General features: G+C 58.7%; 23 protein-coding genes. 5 read left to right on the plus strand and 18 right to left on the minus strand.

The genetic code is table 11. The features are described from left to right. Window positions 1-6: 6 nt before the first annotated feature. The 5 genes from EKM86_RS05970 to EKM86_RS05990 are packed head-to-tail and all read right to left on the minus strand — an operon-like array spanning window position 7 to window position 5,702. A complete protein-coding gene (locus EKM86_RS05970; RefSeq protein ID WP_125756050.1) occupies window positions 7-1,008 on the minus strand; it encodes an aldose epimerase family protein in 1,002 nt (333 codons plus the stop codon). Between the two features lie 11 nt (window positions 1,009-1,019). Then, window positions 1,020-2,483, minus strand: a complete 1,464-nt coding sequence (locus EKM86_RS05975; protein ID WP_125756052.1) for a UDP-glucose--hexose-1-phosphate uridylyltransferase — start codon at window positions 2,481-2,483, stop codon at window positions 1,020-1,022. Continuing rightward, a complete protein-coding gene (gene galE / locus EKM86_RS05980; protein WP_125756054.1) occupies window positions 2,480-3,475 on the minus strand; it encodes a UDP-glucose 4-epimerase GalE in 996 nt (331 codons plus the stop codon). The genes EKM86_RS05975 and galE overlap by 4 nt, the downstream gene beginning before the upstream one ends. Window positions 3,476-3,520: 45 nt before the next feature. After that, window positions 3,521-4,687 (minus strand): galactokinase, encoded by a 1,167-nt coding sequence (locus EKM86_RS05985; RefSeq protein WP_125756056.1) that lies wholly within the window; start codon window positions 4,685-4,687, stop codon window positions 3,521-3,523. 31 nt (window positions 4,688-4,718) lie between these two features. Continuing rightward, window positions 4,719-5,702, minus strand: a complete 984-nt coding sequence (locus EKM86_RS05990) for a LacI family DNA-binding transcriptional regulator (protein ID WP_125756058.1) — start codon at window positions 5,700-5,702, stop codon at window positions 4,719-4,721. Between the two features lie 458 nt (window positions 5,703-6,160). On the opposite strand from EKM86_RS05990, the gene EKM86_RS05995 reads away from it, so the two are divergent. Next, window positions 6,161-7,582 (plus strand): DHA2 family efflux MFS transporter permease subunit, encoded by a 1,422-nt coding sequence (locus EKM86_RS05995; RefSeq protein ID WP_125756060.1) that lies wholly within the window; start codon window positions 6,161-6,163, stop codon window positions 7,580-7,582. Between the two features lie 153 nt (window positions 7,583-7,735). After that, window positions 7,736-8,557: a Cof-type HAD-IIB family hydrolase gene (locus EKM86_RS06000; protein ID WP_164506184.1), complete on the plus strand. Its 822-nt coding sequence runs from the start codon at window positions 7,736-7,738 to the stop codon at window positions 8,555-8,557. Between the two features lie 47 nt (window positions 8,558-8,604). Here EKM86_RS06000 and EKM86_RS06005 read toward each other — a convergent pair whose 3' ends face one another. From EKM86_RS06005 to EKM86_RS06025, 6 genes are all read right to left on the minus strand, one after another. Next, window positions 8,605-9,294: an ABC transporter ATP-binding protein gene (locus EKM86_RS06005; RefSeq protein ID WP_225419363.1), complete on the minus strand. Its 690-nt coding sequence runs from the start codon at window positions 9,292-9,294 to the stop codon at window positions 8,605-8,607. A 23-nt stretch (window positions 9,295-9,317) separates the two neighbouring features. Continuing rightward, complete coding sequence (locus EKM86_RS12365; RefSeq protein ID WP_164506186.1) at window positions 9,318-10,433, minus strand: hypothetical protein; 1,116 nt, start codon at window positions 10,431-10,433, stop codon at window positions 9,318-9,320. A gap of 12 nt (window positions 10,434-10,445) precedes the next feature. Next, window positions 10,446-11,570: a hypothetical protein gene (locus EKM86_RS06010; RefSeq protein ID WP_125756066.1), complete on the minus strand. Its 1,125-nt coding sequence runs from the start codon at window positions 11,568-11,570 to the stop codon at window positions 10,446-10,448. Then, window positions 11,567-11,818: a hypothetical protein gene (locus EKM86_RS06015; RefSeq protein WP_125756068.1), complete on the minus strand. Its 252-nt coding sequence runs from the start codon at window positions 11,816-11,818 to the stop codon at window positions 11,567-11,569. Before EKM86_RS06015 ends, EKM86_RS06010 begins: the two co-directional genes overlap by 4 nt. A gap of 163 nt (window positions 11,819-11,981) precedes the next feature. Further along, entirely contained in the window at window positions 11,982-12,455 is a 474-nt protein-coding gene (locus EKM86_RS06020) for an S-ribosylhomocysteine lyase (RefSeq protein WP_125756070.1), read from the minus strand. Between the two features lie 369 nt (window positions 12,456-12,824). Further along, complete coding sequence (locus EKM86_RS06025; RefSeq protein WP_125756072.1) at window positions 12,825-13,775, minus strand: hypothetical protein; 951 nt, start codon at window positions 13,773-13,775, stop codon at window positions 12,825-12,827. Between the two features lie 144 nt (window positions 13,776-13,919). Here EKM86_RS06025 and nrdI point away from each other — a divergent pair, with 144 nt between their 5' ends. Then, entirely contained in the window at window positions 13,920-14,372 is a 453-nt protein-coding gene (nrdI, locus tag EKM86_RS06030) for a class Ib ribonucleoside-diphosphate reductase assembly flavoprotein NrdI (protein WP_191988014.1), read from the plus strand. Here the strand turns inward: nrdI and EKM86_RS06035 are convergent. Further along, window positions 14,369-15,292: an alpha/beta hydrolase gene (locus tag EKM86_RS06035; RefSeq protein ID WP_125756076.1), complete on the minus strand. Its 924-nt coding sequence runs from the start codon at window positions 15,290-15,292 to the stop codon at window positions 14,369-14,371. The two genes, nrdI and EKM86_RS06035, sit on opposite strands and share 4 nt — an antisense overlap. A 98-nt stretch (window positions 15,293-15,390) precedes the next feature. Between EKM86_RS06035 and EKM86_RS06040 the strand changes: the two genes are divergently transcribed. Beyond that, window positions 15,391-15,837: a MarR family winged helix-turn-helix transcriptional regulator gene (locus EKM86_RS06040; RefSeq protein WP_164506187.1), complete on the plus strand. Its 447-nt coding sequence runs from the start codon at window positions 15,391-15,393 to the stop codon at window positions 15,835-15,837. A 109-nt stretch (window positions 15,838-15,946) separates the two neighbouring features. Here the strand turns inward: EKM86_RS06040 and apf are convergent, their stop codons facing one another. The 6 genes from apf to EKM86_RS06070 form a co-directional block, all read right to left on the minus strand. Beyond that, window positions 15,947-16,648, minus strand: a complete 702-nt coding sequence (gene apf, locus EKM86_RS06045; RefSeq protein ID WP_225419362.1) for an aggregation-promoting factor — start codon at window positions 16,646-16,648, stop codon at window positions 15,947-15,949. 268 nt (window positions 16,649-16,916) lie between these two features. Further along, window positions 16,917-17,570 (minus strand): HAD hydrolase-like protein, encoded by a 654-nt coding sequence (locus tag EKM86_RS06050; protein ID WP_125756080.1) that lies wholly within the window; start codon window positions 17,568-17,570, stop codon window positions 16,917-16,919. Beyond that, entirely contained in the window at window positions 17,567-18,733 is a 1,167-nt protein-coding gene (locus tag EKM86_RS06055) for a cation:proton antiporter (RefSeq protein ID WP_125756082.1), read from the minus strand. Before EKM86_RS06055 ends, EKM86_RS06050 begins: the two co-directional genes overlap by 4 nt. 9 nt (window positions 18,734-18,742) lie before the next feature. After that, the gene (locus EKM86_RS06060) at window positions 18,743-19,261 is read right to left on the minus strand and encodes a GNAT family N-acetyltransferase (RefSeq protein WP_125756084.1); all 519 of its coding nucleotides are present in this window, start codon (window positions 19,259-19,261) and stop codon (window positions 18,743-18,745) included. Window positions 19,262-19,381: 120 nt separating this feature from the next. Then, on the minus strand, window positions 19,382-19,705 hold the full coding sequence (locus EKM86_RS06065) for a hypothetical protein (protein ID WP_125756086.1): 324 nt from the start codon (window positions 19,703-19,705) through the stop codon (window positions 19,382-19,384). 80 nt (window positions 19,706-19,785) lie between these two features. Beyond that, window positions 19,786-20,685 carry a proline iminopeptidase-family hydrolase gene (locus tag EKM86_RS06070; RefSeq protein ID WP_125756088.1) on the minus strand — a complete coding sequence of 300 codons (900 nt, stop codon included), beginning with the start codon at window positions 20,683-20,685 and terminating at the stop codon, window positions 19,786-19,788. Window positions 20,686-20,813: 128 nt separating this feature from the next. Here EKM86_RS06070 and EKM86_RS06075 point away from each other — a divergent pair, with 128 nt between their 5' ends. Beyond that, window positions 20,814-23,159 (plus strand): cation-translocating P-type ATPase, encoded by a 2,346-nt coding sequence (locus EKM86_RS06075; protein ID WP_125756090.1) that lies wholly within the window; start codon window positions 20,814-20,816, stop codon window positions 23,157-23,159. Window positions 23,160-23,162: the final 3 nt, after the last annotated feature.

Raw genomic sequence — 23,162 nt, forward strand, 5'->3', positions numbered from 1 at the left:
CTGGGCTCATTCAAAAAAGCGCCAGCCCGTTTCCAGATTGTACGGCTCGCCTGGCAGCAGCGTGATGCTTGACCAGTCCACTCCGCTTGGCGGCGCGATTTGCGCCTCCAAGGCCACGCCGCTGTGCACCCCAATGTTATGTGGGATGCCGGTGTGGTCGAAGTGGTTGGCGGTGTACATCACCACCGAAGGCGCCGTGGTGGTCAAGGCCATTTTGCGGCCAGACTTGCCGGTGAGCAGCACCGCCTGCGCCTTTTTGATCAAAAACGGGTGGTCGAAGCCTTGCCCGTCCAGCACCTGCGGCATCCGGTCGCCGAGCTTGGCGCCGCTGCGGAAATCAAACGGCGTGCCGGCCACGCTCGCCCAGCCGCCGCTTGGCAGGTGGTGCTCATCGAGCGGCGCGTAGTAATCGGCCGCAAGGGTCACGGTGGTGTCGGCAATGCCGGCTTCCAGCCCATCCGGCGCGAAGTAAACATGATTCGTCGGGTTGTACAGCGTCTCCTCGTCGGTCACGGCATGCAGCGCATAGGTCAGCGTATTGCTCGCGTGCAGCGTGTAGGTCACGGTCGTTTTGACGCTACCCGGGAAGCGGTTGTGGCCGGCCGGATCGACGAAGGTGAAGGTCACCTGATCTTCCGTGTCGCCTTCCCGGTAAGTGGCGGTAAACACCTGCGTGTCCGAGCCTTCCGAGCCGCCGTGAATCGCGTTATCGCCTTCACCAGGCAGCAGCGTCACGTCGCGGCCTTCGCGGTGCCAGACATGACCCGGCAGCCGACCGACCACGCGGCCGACCGTGCCGCCTAAAAAGTTGCGTTCCTTGGCGTAGTCGGCAACGCTCGGCAGCGTCAGGATCTGATCCAGCGGGCCGCGGGCGGTCGGCACGACCACGCGGGCCAAGGTCGCGCCGTAATTGAGCAGGTGCACGGCCATCCCCGCCTGATTGGTCAGCGTGAACTCGTACAAGGGCTCGCCGCGCAAGGTGCCATACTTTTGCAACTTAATGGTCATGAGATTCCTCCTTAAAGGCTGGCGATGAACCGACCAAACGCGGCGCGCCCGTTGTCATCGCGCTTGAACACGCCGGCGTCTTCGAGCACGCGGGCGAACACGTGGCCCACCGCATCGTTCAGCTGGGCATCGGCGTTGGCCAGCGTCCAGGTCTCCTGCTGCTTGAGCTGATCCGCCCACGGCTTATGACTGGCCGCGATCTGGTTGGGTTGCCCCAACAGGTACTTTTTGACTTCGACCAGCTCGGTTTTGAGCCGCGCCGGCAAAATGGCCAGACCCATGACTTCGATCAGGCCAATATTTTCGCGTTTGATGTGCTGCACGTCCTGGTGTGGGTGGTAAATGCCGTCGGGAAATGCGGCAGACGTCTGATTGTCCCGCAGCACCAGATCCAACCTGAACGTCTCACCATCGCGGGTGGCGATCGGCGTCACGGTGTGGTGACGCACCCCATCCGCGTGCGCCCGCACATCAACTGATTCATCGGTGTATTCGGCCCACGCTGCGCGCACGTGCTCGGCCGCTGCGACCAGCACCTCTTTGTCGGCCGACTCGAGGCGAATCACGCTCATCGGCCACTTCACGATGCCGGCGGAAACGGTCGGCCACTGCGGCAGCTGAAATGCCGTTTCGACTTCAGCCTTGTTCATCGCAAAGACGTGCTTGCCGCCTTGGTAGTGCTCGTGAGCCAGCATCGAGCCGCCGACGATCGGCAGGTCGGCGTTGCTGCCGACAAAATAATCCGGGAATAGCGTCAAGATCTCCAGCAGGTTCGTGAACGTGGTGCGGGTGATTTTCATCGGTTCATGCACGCTGTCCAGGAAGATCGCGTGTTCGCCAAAATACGCGTACGGCGAATACTGGAAGCCCCAGGTGCGGCCGCCCAGGCTGAAGCGGATGATTCGATGGTTGCCGCGCGCCGGATAGTCGCTGCGGCCGGCGTACCCCTCGTTTTCCATGCAGAGCTGGCAGGCCGGATACGTCGCATCAGCGCCGGCATGCGCAGCCGCGGCAATGTCCTTGGGATCTTTTTCCGGCTTAGACAAGTTGATGGTGATCTCCAGGTCGCCGTAGTCGGTCTTGGTGGTGAAGCCGATGTTCTTGGCAATCGCGCGAGTTTGAATGTAGTTGTTAGCCCGGGACAAGTCATAGAACCAGTCCGTCGCCGCTTTCGGCGAGGCCTGGTACTTCTGCCAAAAGACGGCGTTGGCCTGACTCGGCGTCGGTGTCGCCAGAGTCATCAACTCAGCCTCAAGGATCTGCCGGGCGCTCAGGCGGTCTTCAATCTTGCCATTTTGCACCGCAGCTTCGACCAATTGATCGAGGTTGGCCAGCGGCGCCGCCTGTTCAGGTAAGCCCCGCGCGGCATCCCCGACCAGGTTCAGGATGCGATTGACCAGATACCCCCGATCCATCTCGGAGTAACCAGCGTTCAGCTCCAGAATGTAATCAACCTGCCGCTCGACTGCTGTCATGCCCGGTCACCGTAACCTTTCGGGTGACTTTCGTGCCAGTTCCAGGCGGTTTCGATGACCTTCTCCACGTCGTCGTACTTTGGCTGCCAGCCCAAAATCTCGCGAGCCTTGTCCGAAGCGGCGATCAGTGTGCTCGGGTCGCCGGCGCGGCGTGGCCCAATTTTGGCCGGAATCTCCTTGCCGGTGACCTTGCGGGCCGCGTTCAGGATTTCCAGGTTCGAGAAACCAGTCGCGGAGCCCAGGTTGAAGGCGTTGGAGTCGTGGCCTTCACGCAGATACTTGAGCGCGAGAATGTGCGCATCAGCCAAGTCGACCACGTGGACGTAATCGCGGACGTTGGTGCCATCCTTGGTCGGGTAATCGTCGCCGAAGATCTGCAGCCCGGTGCGCGTTCCCGCGGCGACCTGCAAAATGATCGGGATCAGGTGAGTCTCCGGGTGGTGGTCCTCACCGATGCTGCCATCCGGCATCGCACCGGCGACGTTGAAGTAGCGCAGCGCGACGAACTTGATGCCGTACGCGACGTCGCTCCAGTGCATGATTTTTTCCATGGCCAGCTTGGACTCGCCATACGGGTTGGTTGGCACCTGCGGGTCGGTTTCCTTGATTGGAATCGACTTGGGCTCGCCGTAAGTGGCGGCGGTCGAGGAAAAGACGATCTTGTTGATGCCAAATTGGTGCATAGCTTCCAGCAGCGTAATCAGGCCACCCGTGTTGTTATCGAAGTACTTGAGCGGATCCTTCATCGATTCTGGCACGATGGAAAACGCCGCAAAGTGAATGATTCCCTCGATTTTTTCCTGCGAAAACACGCTGCTCAGGAACTTGTAGTCACGAATGTCGCCTTGGTAGAAGCGCGCCTTCGGGTCCACAGCCTGACGGTGGCCCGTAATCAAGTTGTCCAGCACCACGACGTCCTCGCCGGCCCTGACCAGCTGTGCCACGGTGTGCGAGCCGATGTACCCGGCCCCACCTAAAACTGCAATTGTCATCAACAAAACTTCCTTTCTGATATCCGCACTGTGTGACCCTGAAAACTAATCGAGCCGCTTTGGCCCATCGGCAATTTCTGCGACGTAAAACGATGGTGCATAGCCGATGGTTTCTTCATATTTTGCGCCGACTGCGGCCTTGACCGCCTCGACGTGGTCCTTGGCCACCAGCGCGATTGCGCACCCGCCAAAACCGGCGCCGGTCATGCGGGCCCCCAAGACGCCGGGCTGCTTGACCGCTTCTTTAACCAGCGTATCGAGCTCTGGGCCAGTCACTTCATAATCATACGCCAAGCTGACACCGGAAGCCGAAACCAGGTGGCCAAAGCCGACCAGGTCGCCGGCCTTGAGCTGGGCCGCGGCCTTGATGGTGCGCTGGTTTTCAAACACGGCGTGACGGGCGCGGCGAATCAGCGTGCCGTCGTAAATCAGATAACTGGCCTGGTCGAACTGATCCTCGTTCAAATCGCCGAGCGTCTTGATATCCAGCTTGGTTTGCAAGCGGCGCAGCGCCTCTTCGCATTCGCTGCGGCGCTCATTGTACTTGGAGTCCGCTAGCTCGCGGCGCTTGTTGGTGTTCATGATCAGAATCACGTTGTCTTGCAGATCCAGCGGCACGGATTCGTACTCCAGCGTGTTCGTGTCCAGCAGGGTCGCGTGGTTGGCCTTGCCCATGCCGATCGCGAACTGGTCCATGATGCCAGAGTTGACGCCGATGTAACCATTTTCGACTTTCTGGCCCAGCTTGATCAAATCCAGCATGGACGCCTTCAGGCCGTACTGGTCCTTGAGAATCGTCCCGGCGAGCAGCTCCAAAGAAGCCGAACTCGACAGGCCGGCGCCGTTTGGCAGATTGCCGAAGATGTAGACGTCCAGGCCTTGGGTGAAGGCAGGGTAGTCCTTTTGCAGTAGCTGGGCCATGCCCTTGAAGTAGTCGGTCCACTTTTTGTCTGCAGGCGTGGCCAGGTCGCTCAGTGGCACCTCAACGATCCCCACCTCGTCGAAGTTGCCCGAGTACAGCCGCAGCGCCTTCGCGTCGTTTGGGGCGACCGCCGCGTACGTCCCCAGGCTGATCGCGCAAGGGAAAACATGGCCGCCGTTGTAGTCAGTGTGCTCGCCGATCAAGTTGATCCGGCCGGGCGCAAAGTACGTCGCTGCAGCCGGCTCGCCGAACGCTGCCGCAAATTTTGTCTTCAATTCCTCTACATTCATCGTTGTATCCTCCTTAAAGTTAATTAACTAATTAATTGGTGCTGCCCCGCAGGATCAGTTCGCTTTCCGGCGTGATGCGCAGCGGGAACGCCAAGGTCCCATCGAGCTTGGCCTGCAGCAGCTGCACCGCCGCGGCACCGAGCTCTTGGCTGCGCACACGCACCGACGTCAGCGCCGGGCTGACGAACCGGCCCATGTTCAGGTCGTTGAAGCCGTACACGGCGACCTGCTCGGGCACCTTGATGCCGCGCTCCTGCAAGGCCTTGAGCGCGCCAATGCCCATTTCGTCGTTGGCGGAAAAAATGGCGTCAAAGTCGCACGCCTTGGACTGATCCAGAAACTGGGCCATGACCTTGTACGCGTCGTTCATGGTGAAATCTGAGGTCAGCGTGGTCGCAAGGCTCAGCCCGGCCTCTGCCGCCAGTTGCGGGAAGAAGCGGGTGCGCGGGTCCGCCAAGGCAAAGCCGTCGCTGGCGTGTTCCTGACCCGCCAAAAACAGCGGGTGCTTGACCCCGGTTTGCTTCATGTGGGCGACCACCTGCGCCACGCCCCCTTCAAAATCTGGGACAACGCAGGACAGTTGCCGCGAAAGCACGTCCTGGTCGATGACAATCAGCGGCTGGTCGCGCGAGGTGAGCTTGGCCAGCTGACTGGGGCTAAACTTGCCAAGGGCCAATACGCCATCATACCGGGCCAAGGACGGCATCGTGTCGCCTGGGAAAAAGCGCACGACCCCGAGATCGACGGCGCTAAGCTCCTGCTCCACGGCCTGGCGAATCGTGCTGTAGTAATCAGTACTCATGCCCTTGGCGTCTGGGTACCACTGATACAGCACGACCGTCCCGCTATTCTTATGGCGGACCGTGGGCCTAGCGTAGCCCAACGTGGCCGCGGCCTTCAGAACATTTTGCCGGGTCTGATCCGTGACGGAAAAGCTTTCATCGCGGTTCAGCACGCGACTGGCGGTCGTGATCGATACTTGGGCCGCTGCGGCCACATCTTTAAGTGTTGCCATGCACACGCCTCCTCTCTTTCTCCAATTTTACTGAATGCCAGTAAAAAGTAAAGCGCATTCAGCGTTTTCGTAGATATTTCTAGGTCGGTCAAAAAATATTCCTAGTCACCAGTCCCGAACATAATAGCTGTTATATCAGCATTCTAATGGTGTTCTGGTAAAACGGGAAGTGGCTAAAACATTTACTAAAACATTTGAAAAATGTTTTAGCAGCATCAGTTGCTGGCTGGAGGTCAGGGTCATCGTAACAACGGTTAGTCAGCCCCATTTTCAGAAAACGGTTGACTTTGGCCAGGGTAAGCGAGTAATATAACCAGACGTTGGGCTTCGGCCTCAAAACAGAACAAATCGCAGCACTATTCCGCCTATTATGGTGTTGCCAAGTCCCCATGGCCTTCGCTGTGGGGATTTTTTTCGGTTTGGTAAGGGCAATCTAATTGGTAAGGAGTTTTTATTTTATGGAAATGTCACAAAGTATGCCAAAAGCTCGTGTGCAAATCGCCCATCCCGCAATTGCGATGCTGGGCCTCATGATCGGTGCGTTCGTCGGCATGTTCTCAGAAACTGCGCTGAATATCGCACTGCCGTCTTTGATGGCGTCACTGCACGTCACCCAGGGCACCGTGCAATGGCTTGTCACCGGCTACATGCTGGTAATCGGCATCTGCATGCCGCTGTCCAGTATGCTGACCAAGCGGTTTGACACCAAGAAAATCGTCCTGTTCGGCCTCGGTGCCTTCCTAATTGGCGCTGTGATCGCCGCCATGGCGCCGGCCTTCCCCGTCCTGCTGTTCGGCCGGATGCTGCAGGGAATCGGCACCGGGCTGGTCCTGCCGCTGATGTTCGCGGTCGCCATGCAGATCTTCCCACCTTACCGTCTGGGCACGGTGATGGGGCTGGCCGCTTTGGTCATCATGTTCGCCCCTGCCATCGGCCCGACCATCACCGGGATCCTGCTGGGGGTTGCTTCCTGGCACGCCATTTTCTGGCTGCTCGTGCCATTTTTGGCAGTCGCGTTCATTCTCACTGCCATCGCGCTGGACAACGCGTTTGAACAGAAAAGTATCCCAATCGACTGGGCATCGATTGCCCTTTCCACCATCGGCTTTGGCGGTATCGTCATCGGCACCTCGATGGCCAGTGACGCCGGCTGGCTTTCAGTGCGCGTGATTCTCGCACTGGTCGTCGGCATCGCGGCCTTGGCTTTGTACGCCGGCCGTCAGCTGAGCCAAAGCGCGCCAATGCTGAACCTGAAAGCGTTCAAAAACCGCGCCTTCACCACCGGTACCTTGCTGGTCATGCTTGACTTCGGCGTCATTCTCGCTTCAATGTACTTACTGCCACAATATCTGCAAAACGTGATGGGTCTGCCGGTTGCCATGACCGGGCTGGCCATGTTGCCAGGCGGGATTGTCAACGCCGCAGTGTCTGCCGTTGCCGGTCGCTTGTACGATCGCTTCGGGGCCAAGTGGCTCACCCGCGCAGGCTTCATCGTGGCCGCAATCGGCGTCGTAATCTTGATGTCGACGAACGCCCACAGCAGCCTGGCACAAGTCATCGCTGGCCACATCATCTTAATGATTGGTGCGCCACTGGCGATGTCACCTGCTCAGACTTACGGGCTCAATTCGCTGCCTGGCTCACAGAGTGCTGATGGCAGCGCCATCTTGAACACCCTGCAGCAAATCGTTGGCGCCGTGGCAACTGCCATTGCCACTTCGATGCTCGCTTTGGGGACTGCCAGCCAGGCTGGCGTTGCCGGTTTGACCACAGGCGCTCACCTCGGCTTCGGTTTCGTTCTGATTATCGCCATCGTCGCCTTCGTCATTTCACTGGGCGTCAAGGGCAAGGTCAAGAGTGAAGACGTGCCGCTGAATTAGTCAGTTTACGTTATAAAACAGCCTCATGCGATCGTGAAACTCACGGTTGTGTGAGACTGTTTTTGTGTCTGGCCTCATCAATTAGAGACGGAATTTGGTATAATGAAACCGCTTAGATTTGTTCCCACAACAACTGCTAAAGGAAGGTCACTCATGTCACCATACACTGTCTTTATGGATATCGACGGCACCCTGGTCGGCGAAAGCCAGTATCCCACCAAGCGCGTCGTTGAGACGATCGCCAAGTACCGCGCACAGGGCCACCGCTTCTTCATCGCCTCGGGCCGGCCGCTGTTTTCCGCCAGCATGATGGCCGACCGCATCGGCCCGGACCTGGACATTATCTGCTCCAACGGCACGGTCACCCGCATCGGCGGCAAAATCGCGGCGCAGCACCTCTCCACCAACGCGCTGGAAGGCATTTGGCGCGTCGCCAAAAAGTATCAGCTTCCGCAGTACTTTTTCACCTTGGACAAGGTGCTCTACCTCACGCCGCTGCCTGATGAGGTGTCGGGTGACGGCAAGAACCGTATCGCCGGCGAGGACCCGAGCAAGTATGTCGCCATCGACACGCTTGAGCAGTTGCGGGCCAACAGCGGCAAGATCATCAATGCCATCGCCATCGACCCGGACCTGGAAAAAGTCGCCCGGGCCCGGGTCGAAATGAACCAGCTTGCCGATGTTGACGCCTCTAGTTCTTACATCAACAACATTGAGATCACGGCCCATGGCGTCAACAAGGCGACGGCAATCCTGCGGGTGTGCCGCGAGCTTAACCAGCCGCTGGCACGCACCATGGCATTCGGCGACGGCTCAAATGACCTCGAAATGCTGCAAACTGTTCACTACGGCATCGCGATGGGCAACGCCAACGACCAGGTGAAGGCCACCACCAAGTTCCACACCGCTGACTTGGACCACGACGGTGTCCCGGAGGCGCTCGACAAATTCCTCGGTGGCGCTGAAGAAAATTAATCGCCGCATCATAAAAGCCCGGCATTCTGCCGGGCTTTTCGTATGGCCTAAGGTTCTAGCAGCGTCTCATCCACGGCATACAGTTCATCGTACTTCTGCTGCAGGTCGATGGCAGCTGTCTGATAAATCTGCAGGTGCCCCTCCTTCAAGAACATGACGGAATCAGCCATGGTCGTGACGTTGCCCAGCTGATGCGACGACATCAAAATGCTTTTGCCCTGGTCCTTCAGCTGCGAAAAAATCCGCGTGAACAGCTCAATGCTGGTCGGGTCAAGCCCGTTCAGAGGCTCGTCGAACAAGAGCAGGTCCGCGCCCGAAATCAGGTACATCCCCAGCAGCACGTGCTGCTTCATCCCCAGCGACATGCTGGCAACGCGCTTCTTGCGGTACTTCTCCATGCGCAGCACCTTCACGACGCGGTCGACTGACAGCGGCCCGCCCCACATGTCCTTCACGTAACCGAACAGCTCGTTGGGATTGAGGCCCTCATACAGCCGCGCAGAATCCTCGATGAAAAAGAGATGCTTTAAAAATGCTTGCCGGTCGTGCCAGGAATCATGGCCCAACAGGCTCACGGTGCCGTGCTTGGCGCGCAGCAACCCGGTCACATTGCGCAGCAGCGTACTTTTGCCGGTACCGTTTGGGGCCACGAGCCCGACGATGGTGCCTGCCTCGATCGTAAAACTCAGGTCATCAAGAATCGGCTGCTTACCATAATTAAAGGAAAGGTTTTTCACTTCAAGCAAGAGACTCACTCCTTTCACGCGGCCTGGCGCCGGTGGACGACAACGTGGCCGGCAATCAGGAAGACCGCCGCCCAGGCAAATAACACCGTTAGTCCGAGCAAACCCTGGCCGCCGAATGGCCCGGCAGGATAGGTCTCCTGACTCATCATCAGCATCATACTGATGTCCGTGTGACTGCCAGGCAAGACCTGCAAGACTCCTGCAAGCGACGGCAGCCACTGCAAGACGGCCCGGCTCGGCAGCATGACCACGGCGGCCAAGGCAAGCGCTGTGGTGATCAAATTGGCGTGCCACTGCTTGAGCAGCAGCGCCAGCCCCGTCAGCATCAAGCTCACTGCAAGCAGCCCCAGCAGGTAGAAGGCCAGCGCCTTGAGCACTGGCACGATGATGGCACGCGTATCAGCTTTAAAGTCGACCCCAGAGCCCGAGAAGAATGCGGTCTGCCACGAGCCCATTCCGCCGCGTACGATGACAGGCACCGCCATCAGTATCAATGCCAACAGCACCATGCCAAACGTGGTCAGGCCGATGACCACCTGCTGATTGAGCAGTACCTGATTCGCCCGCATTGGCAGGAGAGCGGCAAACTCATCACGTTTGCCGCGTCCCATGGTGGTCAAGAAAGCGACCAGCACCGCAAGCGCCAGCACGACGTACGTGGTGTTCCCAAAATACATCACTTGGTTCAGCAGATAATTGGTGAACGGCGTCTGCGTATCAACAAAATCATAGAACGGCACGTGATGCGCCGCGAGGTACTCGTACTTGGGGGCGCGCATGTCAGTAGCGGCAAAAAAGGCGGTCACCGCCTTGGGATACGCGACTCGATCACCCGCGTTGACCGCCGCGGTCACTTTTTTTGCCAGCGGCAAGAGCTTCTTGGCCTGCTGGTAGGTCATGACCGTGGGTTGGGCCTTGGGGCCGGCTTTGATCACGCGCCGGATCGTTGCTAAATCACGCGATTCCATGACAGTGCTGGCATCGTCCCGCAGGACGGCGGCGGTAGTGCCCCGGGCCACCATCCGCCCACGCAGCATCGGCAGTATGAACAGCGTTGTGATCACCAGCGGAATCAGCCAGATCACCGGCCGCTTAAGGGCGAGCAGCCACTCCCATTTTTGTTGTTTCATCGCGTTCTCCTTTTATAGTCGTTGCCGGCACGCCGCAATGATCAGGCTTAAACTGCCTAGCGCTGCGGCCCAGCCGGCCAGTATCACCGGTCCCCAGCCCGGCGCAAGAATCCCTAAGGTCCCTTGGGGCAGCAGAGTCGCTGCAGGGTCCAGGTACGGAAACGGTGCCCACGGACCAAGCTGAAGTGTTGGACCAAACACGCACAGCGCCGCGAGCAGCAGTAACACCACGAAGTAATTGCGGATAAACTGCTGCAGCAAACTGTTAACGGCAGCCATGAAGGCCAGCAGCGCCAGGATGCTGAGCAAAAACAGCAGCACGAAGCGACCGGTCGTCATGACTTGGACAGCTTGGCCCGCCGGCGCAAAGGCCAGCGGATAGCGCGCATCCCCAAAGCCACTGGTGAGCACAGGAATCACCAGCGCCAGTGCGAACACGGCAATCGTGGTTGCGGCGGCGATGACCCAAAACACGAGTTGCTTGGCCAAAAGGATTGTCCCCTGCCGCACCGGCACCAGCGCTGTGAACTCGCCGACGCGGCTGCGCTTATCCCAGATCAGGTAATAGCTGCTCCACACCGCGATAAACAGCAGAAGCCAAAGTGCTGGCACCCCGCGCTGTAGCGTGCGCGCAAGGGCCAGGCTAGCCGGCAGATTAGTCGCGGCCGCCGGCATAAAAACTTGATGGCGTTTGATCAAGATTTTTAGTACCGCATCGTCTTCTTGGGCCGGGAGGACATCGATTGGGGTGCCGCCACTATCGACATAGACGCGGCCGGCGTTGATCTGCGCCACCATCGAACGGCGCAGGCGGTACATCAGCTGGGTGAGGCGCCATGGCGACGCCTGATTCTCAATGGCCGAGGTCAGATCGTATAGCTGGTCTTGTTCCTGGCGCAGGTCCTCCTGATTCGGTCGGGTCCCTTTTGCATCGGCTTTGTCTGGAGCCTTCTTCTGCAGCTTGGCATCCGCCTTCATCAGTTCTTGGAGTGCCGGCACTTCCGCGTCGTAACCGCTGCTTGGCGCCAGGCGCGCGGTGTTAGGCCACATGAGAAGCAAGGCGAACACGAGCGCGAAGCCCAGCCAGCCCCAGTCGCGCACCACGCGCAGCCACTCGAAGCGAATTTGTCGTTTCACTGGTCCTGCCCCCTTGGATGCCACTTTAACCGCAGCCAGCACAGTCCTAACAGTCCGGCTGTCCATCCCAATAGCATAGCGATCCCGCCGCCAACTGAAAGCTGAGGCCAGCTCGCGTCGCGAAGCAAGAGCGGCGCCGGCTGCCAGTGAATCAGCGGCACGATCAACACCAAAAAGCCCAGCAACAGGCCGACCAGCCCCAGCTGCCAAGGTTGTCTTTTCCATTCCAGCCCCACGTTGTTTGCCATCGCGCGTCCCCCGTTGACCCGGCACCCAATAATAAGAATTTTTCTCATTATACAACGGATAACTAATCTTTTGCTCATTTTTGTCAAATAATTAAGCGCTTTCGTTCCTGCGCACAAAAAAACGCCACCGCGAACGGTGACGCCTGAATGAAGCAGCTAACGGTTAAACCTCGTGACGCTCGAACGGATCATCGGAGATGCCGCGGCTGAGAATCAGCTTCGCCCATTCCTTGGCGGAAAAGAGGCTGTGGTCCTTGTAGTTGCCGCAGGACTTGATGGTCGTGCCTGGCACGTCATCCCAGGTGATGTCATTGGCGATGGCTTCAAGACTCGACTTCAGCGCCTTGGCCACTTCGGTCGTGCTGTGCTCGCCCCAGGTGATCAAATGGAACCCGGTGCGGCAGCCGAACGGTGAGCAGTCGATGACGCCATCCATGCGGTCGCGCAGCAGGCTGGCCAGCAAGTGCTCGATGGTGTGCAGACCCGCGGTGTCAATCGCGGCCGTGTTTGGCTGCACCAGGCGCAGATCGTAATTGGAAATGGTGTCCCCTTTTTGCCCGTGTTCCTCAGTGATCAACCGGACGTATGGTGCCTTAACTTTCGTGTGATCCAATGTGAAACTTTCAACTTTAGCCATAGCTAGTGCCTCCTAAAAAATTTAAATGCCAAACTGCCGAAACTGATGCCGACGCAGCGCCGGTGAGTTGATCTTCACACATTGCGAGAAAAAAACGCCCCTTGGCTTAGCCGTTAACCTAAGCCAAGGGGCGTTTGCGCGCGGTGCCACCCTTGTTTGCGGAATGCTCCGCCTCTTGAGTACCAGTTGATACCCGGCAAGGTAACGGTTGCGCCCGGTCCAGCGGCGTGAACCGCTGAACAGCTATTTGGAGCTCATCTTCACCGACTCGTTGCGCGCCCTTTCTCACCAGCCGGGTTCTCTTTAGCGCTTGATTTCGGTTACTCTTCTCCGCAAAGCACGTGAATGAAAATCAACTATGTGGCTATCCTAATTTCTTTTCTTCATCGTGTCAACGGCATTTTCCAGCTGCGCCGCCACTTTCTCCGCCTGCTTGCGGGCCTGCATCCGCATCACGGCGGCCGCGACCGACATGCCGATGCCAATCAGCAAAATCACCCCGGCCACAATGCGCCAGGTGGGCGTGACGGCGGCCTGGATCTGCTCAACCACGATCTGGCTGACCCCGCCGAGCCTGATGTACTGCGCCAGCGCTGGAATCGACACGACCAGCGCGCCCAGGCCGGCGAGAATCGCGATGCTGTAAGTGAGCCGGCCGGTCACGCGCAGCCACCGCTCCCAGGAGTGCGCGCAAACGCGCATCACGGCCAGCACGATGACACCAAGGATGGCGCCGACGATCGCGGCCGTCTGGCAGATCAGCACCATCATCGGGTAGGCGATGCCGATGCCGTGCAGCATCATGGTGTCCAGGATCACCTCGTTGTAGTGTGCCGCGATGGCCTTTTCGACCGACACGCGCACCTCACCGGAGTAATTGGGGTCAATGGCCTTGGCGGCAGCCGCCAGCCGCGAATTCAGCGGCTTCAGCAGCGGCTTCAACGTCATGTGGCTGGGGTCGGTTTTGCTGATGTAAGCTTGGTCGACCCACTTGCTTCGCTGCGGCACGTCGCCAAAATTGGCGCTGATGGCAATGCCGGTCGCCACCCCACGTCTGAGCGCCTGCGGGTCAATGAGCTCAGTCGTTGGCGGCAGCGTCACACCGGCCTTGGCTGTCTGGCGCAAGGCGCTGTTGTTCAACGTTTGCTGCAGGTTGGTCAAACTCTGCGGGTTGGTGACCGTCTGGATCATTTGATCCGTGTTGCCAAACGTGATTGCGAACCCGAAGCCCACGCCAAAAATGACCAGGATCACGCAGTAGATTAAGCCAAAAACCATCAGCCAGCCGCGGCTGACCGCCGTGTATCGAGTCCTTGCCATAAGTTTTCCTCCACGGCTATTATACCGAAGTTCGCCGACCAATGTCGGACCATATGTAGTGGCTCATCGCAAAAACGCTACTACCGGTTGCGGGTGGTTCGTGTTACATTAGACCCAGAACCTGTCAGAAAAGGAGCCCTCACCGTGATCAATTTGTTATACATATCCATCTCAGGCAACACCCGCGCGTTCGCCGAGCACCTCGCTGAATACGCCAAGGCCCAGCACCAGGCAAACGTCGAGCAGCCGCTGATTCATCTGGAAGAGGTGTCGGATGCCACCCAAAACGAAGGCGAGACTGCGCCGTATTTCGTCATGATCCCCACTTACCTGGACGGCGGCAACGGCATCGACAACGGCTTTCACGAGCTGATGACCACCGCGATGGGCGACTACCTGCGCGAACCCGGCAACGCCGAATGGTGCCGCGGCATCATCGGCTCCGGCAACCGCAACTTCAACGAGCAGTACTGCCTGACGGCCAAGGAATACTGCAAGGAATTCAATGTGCCATTTTTGGCTGACTACGAGCTGCGCGGCACAGCCAAAGACGCCAGCCGCATTTACGACATTTTGGTGAAAGTCAACCAGGCCTAACGCCAGTGGGCGTTGAACCAGCCTACCACGCGGTGTTGGTAACGGTTTGGCTGCAGCTTAAGACTCTGGGCATGCCCGGCTTTGGGCACAATCCAGAGCTTTTTTTCGCTGTGGTCTGCGGCGTACTCGCGGTGCACCATGCTGGTTGGCACAAAGGCGTCCTTGGCCCCGTGGATGAACAGGAGCGGTCTGGTGTTGTGATTCAGCGCAAGAATCGTCGACGCGGCAAACACGTTGTAGTGGGCCTTGAGGCTGGCCGTCAGGGCCACCGCCGGGATCAGCGGGTAACGCGGCAATGAAAACAACGCCTGGCCCTGGGCGGCCAGTTCATCCATGATGCTGGTGTAGCCGCAGTCCTCAACAATCGAAACCACCTGCTTGGGCAGTTTTTCGCCGCTCAGGTACATCACTGTGGCCCCGCCCATCGAGACGCCATACAACCCAATCTGACTGGTGGGCCCGACGCGCCGGATCACTTGTTGAAGCCACTTGAGGTAATCCAACCGGTCCGCGTAGCCGTAGCCAATGTAGTTGCCTTGGGACTGGCCGTGGCCGCGGTCATCCGGGGCTAGGACGTTAAAGCCGGCCTCGTGGAAAAATTTGATTTGCCGGGCCATGTCTTCTTTGGTGTTCATGTAGCCATGCGCGACCACGATCGTTTTGGGGGTGTCATGCGAAGCCGGCACCCAGTCGGCGACCAGCCGCAAGTTGGCCCCGGCCGCCTGCTCGTGCCAGGTCTCCTTGGGCACTGTTTTCAGCCAGGCCTGCGCTTTGCGGACCGCCGGCTCGGTCGTGCTGCTGAGGAAGGTCTTGTGGCTCGGCACAAAAGCATAATTGTAGAAGTACAAGGACGCGCCGGCGATGGCCGCCACGATGACCATCCCGAGGCCGCTCAACAGAATTGTCCATTTGCGTTTCATGAGGTTCTCCAATCAATTAAATTTTCAGGCGTTAATGGTTGGCGCGCAATGCAATATAGGTTAGACTTATGGTAATGATACGGAGGAGGCACCGACCCATGAACGAAAAAGCGTTACGCGCTGGCTTTATCGATATCTATTTCAGCCTGATCAAACACGTTGAAGCAGATCTTTCCCGCCCGCTGGAAGACTTTAAGCTATCGTTTGAACAATACCAGATAATGACCGACCTCGCCAGTAATGAGGCCACCACGCTGACTGACATCGTCAAGCGCCGCAAGGTCACTAAACCCGCGATTGCCCGCCAGCTGCGTGTGCTGCGCGACTTGGGTTACGTGTCCCAGACGACGGCCAAGGACGACCGCCGGCGCCGCTTGCTGCAGCTCACCCCGCTCGGTAAGCGCGTCGAGGCTGAGGCCACCAAAGCCTCGAACGCCGCCTTTGACCAATGGGTTCAGATCCTTGGCAAGGATAAGCTGCTGGCCCTGCTAAATATGTTGCAAGACGCTGAAGATCAACTTCACCAGGCACAAACCCCGCGCTGATTGCCCTGCCTGCGGCCCCGCTCACCGGCGGGGCCTTTTTGCGCAAGGGCATAAAAAAACACCGCGGCCAAAATGCGGTGGCGGTGTCAAAGCGGATGCGTGTTTAAGTTTAGTACCAGCCGTATGCGTTCGAGTGCGCCAGGGCCTTGGACCAGCTGCCGTAGCGGCTGGAGACGTACTGATCGGCGACGCGTTCCTGGTTGGCGGCGGAGTAATCGCCGTGCAGATAGGAATTGGTCAGTTGGTACTTGCCGATGTACTGGCCGTTGCGGGCGCTGTAGGAACCGCCTGATTCGCGCTGGGCGATGGCAGCCTTCGCGGCGGCCTCACTGCCAGAGGCGCTGCTGGTGTAGCTGGTCGTGGTCCGCGGCGCGCTGTAACTCTTCGGCGCCGTGTAGCTGCGGGCCTGCGGCTGAGCGCTAGTCTGCGCTGCGGTTTGGGTAGGCGTGGTGGCCGGTGCGGCGGAGCCGGTGAGCTTCAGGACCTGGCCAACCGCGATCAGGTTAGGGTTAGTAATGTTGTTCAGAGAAGCCAGGGTCGCCTGGCTGACGCCGGTGGTCTTGGCAATGTCTGAAAGCGTATCGCCAGCTTTGACGGTGTAAGTCGTCGGGGCGGCAGGCTTAGCAGCTGCTTCAGTCACCTTCAGAATCTGCCCGACGTGGATGAGATTCTTATTGGCCAAGTTGTTGGCAACGGCCAGCTTGTCGGCGTTCGTGTTGATAGCTGCGGCAATCGCAGACAGAGTATCACCCGCTTTAACCACGTACTCGTCTGTGGTAGCAGCATCGGTCGTGGTGGTGGTGTGACCCATGACCACTGCCGTGCTTAAGGCTGCTGCCGTTGTGAAGAGCCATGCTAAATGTGAGTTTTTGATAATTATTCACTCCTAAGTTTTGTCCAGTATCAATTCAACACTCACCATGTTAACGATTGAAGGTCACAGGGATACCACAGCCACGTTACGAATCATGGAAAATTTGTATTATTGTCATGAAAATGTCGCATAACTGAGGCAAAATTCACTTTTTAGGCATAAAACCGCGCCTGGCGATCGCTCACCAGGCGCGGTTACTCACTTTTTACAACAATGACGCGACGCCGCGCGGCAACTCTCCCGGCGCGTCGATGACGGCCGTGGCGTGCGCCTTGGCCAGCTCGGCCGCATCGCCGAAGCCGTACGTAACCCCGAGGGTCTTGACGTGGTTGTTCGCCCCGCCGATCATGTCGGTGTCGCGGTCGCCGATCATCAGCGCCTGCTGCGGGTCGGCGCCGCTTTCTTTCAGCGCGTATTCCAGCACCGCCGTTTTCGACGAGCGCACCCGCTCGTCCATGGTGGCGCCGTAGAGCCCGGTGAAGTAGCGGTTCAGCCCGAAGCGCTCGGCAATTTGAACCACCATCGGTTCGGGCTTGGCTGAGGCGATGTTCAGCGAATACCCCGCCCGCATCAGCCGGTCCAGGGCCTCTAGAATGCCGGGATACAGGCTCTGCTGGAAGATTCCCGTGGCCAGGTAGAACTCGTGGTAGTACTGAATGGTTTGGTCGACCTCGGCCTCGGACAGCGCCGGGTAATACTTGTTAAGGCTGCTGCCAAGCGACGGACCGATGAACTGCCGGTAGGTGTCATCATCGAGCAGCGGCAGGTGCTGCTTTTGGATCATGTAGTGAATGCTGTTGATGATTCCCTCTTGGGAATCGGCGATGGTGCCATCTAGGTCAAAAAACAGAGTCTTCAAGCTTTCTCCTCCAGTGCGCGGTGGCGGTTCAGGGCGTCCTTCAACATGAACGGAGCGATCAGCGTGGTCAAAATAATCACAATGATGACGCTGGAATAAAAATCACGGTGCAGCAGGTTCGCATCAAACCCGATCTGGGCGACGATCAGTGCCATTTCGCCGCGGCTGACCATGCCGGCGCCGATGATGTTGGCCTCGTGCCAAGACATTCCCGACAGCTTAGCCCCGGCACCGCAGCCGATCCACTTGGTGAGCAGCGCCAGCACCGTCATGATGACGATGAACCAGAAGTCGCGGCCGATACTGTCCAGGCGCATGTTCATGCCGATCGAGACAAAGAACACAGGAATGAACACCGCGTAGCCAATTGACTCAAGCGCCTTGTCCACCTCTGCGCGGTACTTGGTTTCGCTGACGGCCACTCCAGCAAAGAACGCGCCGATCACCGCTGACAGGCCGAACAGGTCGGCCAAGTACGCCATCCCCAGGCACAGCAGCAGTGACCCGATCGTCACCGAGGAACTTGGCAGCAGCCGCTCGGCCATGTGCATGACAAACGGCGCGAGCCACTTAACCACCAGGAAAATCAGGCCAAAGTACGCGACCTCTTCCAGCAGGGTCAGCCACAGCGGCGCCGTGCTCGTTGCACTGCCGGTGCCGAACACGCTGACGGCCACGCTCAGGATGATCACCGTCAAAATGTCATCGACCACTGCGGCGCCCAAGATGGTCGCGCCGCTTTTGCTATCCAAGGCGTTAAGCTCCTTGAGCACCTCTACGGAAATCGATACCGACGTCGCGGCGTAGGTAATGCCCAGAAACGCGGCGGCAACAAACGAAAAGCCCCACAGCTCGGCAAAGGCAAAAATCGTCACCACCGGCACGATGACGCCAATCACCGCGACCAGCACCCCTGGCCGAAAATACTTTTTCAGCAGCGTCAGGTCGCTTTCCAGCCCGGCGATGAACATCAAAAGCACCACCCCGATCTCCGAAAACTCGGTGATCATGGTGCTGGGATGGAGCCAGTCGAGCACCGCGGGACCAAAAAGGATGCCGGCCAGCAGTTCGCCGATCACCGCGGGAATCCCGATCTGTAAACTAAAATGACTCAGCACCAGAGTGGCGAGCAAAATCAGCGCCAAAGTGCCCAAATAGGCCATATGTCCTCCTTACTGCAGCAGCAGCTGGTAGGCGTTGCGCTCCGGGACCGGCTCATCCAGATACACGATGCCCCGGTACGTGAAGCCGTTGCCCAAGATGACGTGCTGCATGATCTGATTCTGGGCGTGCGTGTCAATACGCAGGTCGCGGAACCCGCGGCCGTATGCTTCGGTGATCAGGTTCGACATGAAGAGCTTGCTCAGGTGCTGGCCGCGAATTTTCGCGGAGACAGCGAAGCGGTGGATCATCATGTACGGCGCGTTCCCCTGCCAACCGTCACCATCGATTTTACCGTAGAAGGGGTCCGGCCCTTCCAGCAAGCTGGCGTTGCCGGCCACCGCCCCATCGACGATCAGCAGGCGGTTGGTCTCTTTTTCGATGTCAGCTTCAACTGCTGGCTTATCCGGATAAGTCCCCTGCCACTGGTTGATGTGCTGGGCGTGCAGGAATGCGCGTGCGTCCTCAATAATGCCCATGATTGCCGGAATGCCTGCTGCTGTGCCTTTGCGTACGTATATTGTTGCCATGATGTACCTCCGCCCAAAATTGTAATAGTAGATTTATTGTCGCGCAAAATGGCCGGCTTGGCAATTTGCCTGCGTTGCTTGACGCCACAAAAAAGCCGCCAAATTGACGGCTTTGAATCACTATTCGGTTGGCAGCTCATGGTGCGCCGCCATCAATTTCATCGGCGGTTTCGGGCCGTGATGGCGGCCGCAGTGCGGGCCGTGATGCGGCATCGTTGCCCGCAGCTTGGCCTGCTTCGTGCGCTCTTTTTCCGCCTTCAGCTTCTGATGCCCTAGGATCACTTGGGTGGTGCCGATGATCATCAGTGCGATCGGCACCACATGAATAACGGCCAGCGGGATCACCAGATCAGGATTCTCTTTGATCGTGTTATCAAACGTGTGCAACGGTTCTGACGCGGTATCTGCAATTTGTTTCACGAGTGCCTTCGTGTCCTTGAACATGTGCATCGCCTCCTGAGTCCATCATACCAATCTCGCCGGCAAATGTAACCGCTAACGGCTGACTATTTCACCCAGCCGAGTTAGCGATTCTGCGCTGCCAGCCACTCACCCAGGTGCTGGAAGTAATCGACCGGGTTGTCGAGCATCTGGCCGTGGCCGGCGTTGGGCGTGATGTGCAGCGTCGCGTGCGGAATGGACTTTTGCATGCGCTGCGCGGCGGCCAGCGGCATGGTCTCATGGCCGCCAAAGGTCAGGTACGTCGGCACGGTGATTTTGCCGATGTCCGCGCGCCGGTCCCAATCCTTCAGAGCGCCTACCATCACGAACTCGTTGTCGCCTTGGAAGTAGTTGTAAACCGGTGTGGCCATGGTCGAGATCAGGTGGCGCGGCTGCGGATCCGCGGCGTGGTGCAGGTAGTGCTCCCCCAGCTCGGCGACCAGCTGCTGGTACTTCGGGTCATCAAAGGCGTGCTCGGCTTCAATGTGCTTCATGTAGGCCACCTGTGCCGGCGAAAACATTTTCTCGCGAATCGCGTTGATGTTATCGATGTACTCGTCAAGGTTGTCGATCATCGAGCTGAGGATCAGGCCTTTCAAGTGCGCGCCGTACTTCAGCGCGTATTCGATGGCCAGCACCCCGCCCCAGCTTTGGCCCAGCAGGTAAAACTGGTCCAGGCCCAGCTGCTGACGGACTTCCTCGACCTCATCCACGTAATACGAAATGTTCAAGAACTTTGCGCGAATGGCCGGGTCGTCCCAGTCCGGCTGATCCGAGTACCACGAGCCCAGCTGGTCGTAGCGCGTGACCTGTACGCCGTACGGAGCAAGTTGCTCGGCGAAGTTTTCAAACACTTCGTTGGTGCCGCCGGGGCCGCCGTGCAGCGTCATCAACTGAATCTTCCCTTGTCCACGGGTCTGAGTCCACAGGTGATAGCCGTTAGCCAGGGTGACAAAATGGGTCCCATTTGGTGCTGTTTTCATCGTTATCAACTCCTATTGCATCAATTATGCACCTTTTGCCGCGCGATAAAAATATCTTAAGCAAGGGTCATTGCGCGTCCGCCGCGTGCCAATTCGTTAAAATAGAGAAAAAGGAAGGAAGTGGCGCAATGGCTTTTGAGCAAACACCCCTCACCGGGTTGACCAGCCAGCAAGTGAACAAAAAAATGGCCGCCGGCGAGCACAACACGAAACCCGTCAGCTTGACTCGCTCGCCCAGCGCCATTATCAAAAGCAACACGCTGACGCTGTTCAACTTCGTCAACTTGGCCCTGGGTGTGCTGATTGCCACCACTGGCAGCTACGCCAACCTGCTCTTTTTGTTTGTGGCGATCATCAACACCGCCATCGGCACCTTCCAGGAGCTGCGCGCCAAGCGGCAGCTCGACAAAATGACGATTCTGGCTGAAACCCCGGCACAGGTCATGCGCGATGGGCAACTGACCGCGGTGCCGCAAGAGAAAATTGTCCTGGGCGACCTGATTCAGCTGCACCGCGGCGACCAGATCCCCGTCGACGGCGTCGTGCGGCAAACCGCCGGCGCCGAGGTCGATGAAAGTCCCTTGACCGGCGAGGCCAACGCAATCGATAAACATCCCGGCGACGCCTTGATGTCCGGCAGCTTCATCGTTGCCGGCCAGCTATTGATGCAGGCCACTGCAGTCGGCGCCGATACTTTTGCCGCTAAGATCACCGATTCGGCCAAGGCCGCGCGCCATCCCCAAAGCCAGCTGCTCGCCACCATCAACCGCATCATCCAGATTCTGACCTACGTGCTGATTCCGCTGGGCGCCGTGTATTTCACCGTCGCTATGATCCGCCGCGGCAATTACAACCGGGCGATCCTGTCCACCGCCGCGGCGATGATCGGCATGATTCCCGAGGGCCTGGTGCTGCTGACGAATGTGGCACTAGCGGTTTCGGCGATGAACCTGGGCCGCAAGCGCGTGCTGGTCAGTGCCCTGCCCGCCATTGAGGCGCTGGCCCGCGTCGACGTCTTGTGTCTGGACAAAACCGGTACCATCACGTCCGGCCAGTTGCGCGTGGCTGGAGTTTACCCCGAGCGGGGTGAAACCGAGGACACCGTCACTCAGGCGGGCACGGCCGTGACTTACGCGCTGAACGACGACAACGAAACGGCGCTGGCCATTAAACAAGCCTGGCCGCAAACACCCAGCGTGACCACCGTCAGCACGGTGCCGTTTTCCTCGTCGCGTAAATGGTCCGGGGCCACTTTTGCTGATGGGCGCAGCCTGCTGATGGGCGCGCCAGAATTTATTTTTGGCGCCAGCTTGCCCCAGGCCAGCCGAGACCGGATCAAACGCGCGACCCAAGCGGGCTTTCGAGTCCTGGCCGTGGCCAGTACCGACCACGGCCTGACCGCGCCACTGCAAGCGGTGCAGCTGCTGGGCTTTATCACCATCGCCGATGAGGTCCGCCCTGCAGCTGCCGAAACCCTGGCCTTTTTTGGGACGCAGGATGTGACCCTGAAGGTGATCTCAGGCGATAATCCACTGACTGTGGCCAATGTCGCCCAGCAGGCAGCGCTGCCGCATGCCGACCAGGCCATCGACATGAGCACCGTGGCCGATGACGCCGACTTTAACGCCTTGGCCGAGCGCTACACCGTCTTTGGCCGCGTCACCCCGCCACAGAAGAAGCAACTGATTGCGGCACTTCAACAAAATGGCCACACGGTCGCGATGACCGGCGACGGCGTCAATGACGTCCCGGCGCTGCGCCAGTCCGACTGTGCGATTGCGATGGCGAGCGGCGCCGAGGCCGCCAAGTCGATTGCCGACTTCACGCTGCTGGATTCGAACTTTGACGCGATGACTGGGGTACTGAATGAAGGCCGCCGCGTCATCAACAACATTGAGCGTGTGGCGTCGATGTACCTGATTAAAACGATTTTTTCGGTCATCCTCACCGCGATTTTTGTCTTCCTGCCGCTGGATTACCCCATCACGCCGATCAATCTGACGCCGGTGTCAGCGATCTGCGTGGCCATTCCGTCGTTCTTCCTGACGCTTGAGCCCAACTTCACCCGCGTTACCGGCCGCTTCCTGCAAAAGGTCATGACCATCGCTGCCCCCGCCGCCTTGGCCATCGTGATTTACACGCTGCTGCTGACGCGGTTCGAGTATGTGTTCAACTGGTCGTTTGCCCTGACCTCGACACTGGTCGTCTTCATGATCGGCGTCATCGAATACCACGTGGTGCTGCTGGTCGCACGGCCGTTCAACCGGTACAAGGCCGCCATGGTCCTGCTGGTGGCCATCATGTTCTTCCTGACCTTCTTTGTGGTCAATCGCGTATTCGCGCTGGCGAACCTGTGGGACTGGGGCCGGGCGCTGTTTTACCTGCCACTGCTGGCGTCCAGCGTGCCGGTCTACCTGCTGCTTCAAGAATTTCTGGGGCGGCGCATCCTGTCCAAAATCAACTGGCGCTTCTAGCAC

Origin of the sequence: Lacticaseibacillus hegangensis (genome assembly GCF_003946465.1) — a bacterium.
In the GTDB taxonomy this organism is placed as follows: domain Bacteria; phylum Bacillota; class Bacilli; order Lactobacillales; family Lactobacillaceae; genus Lacticaseibacillus; species Lacticaseibacillus hegangensis.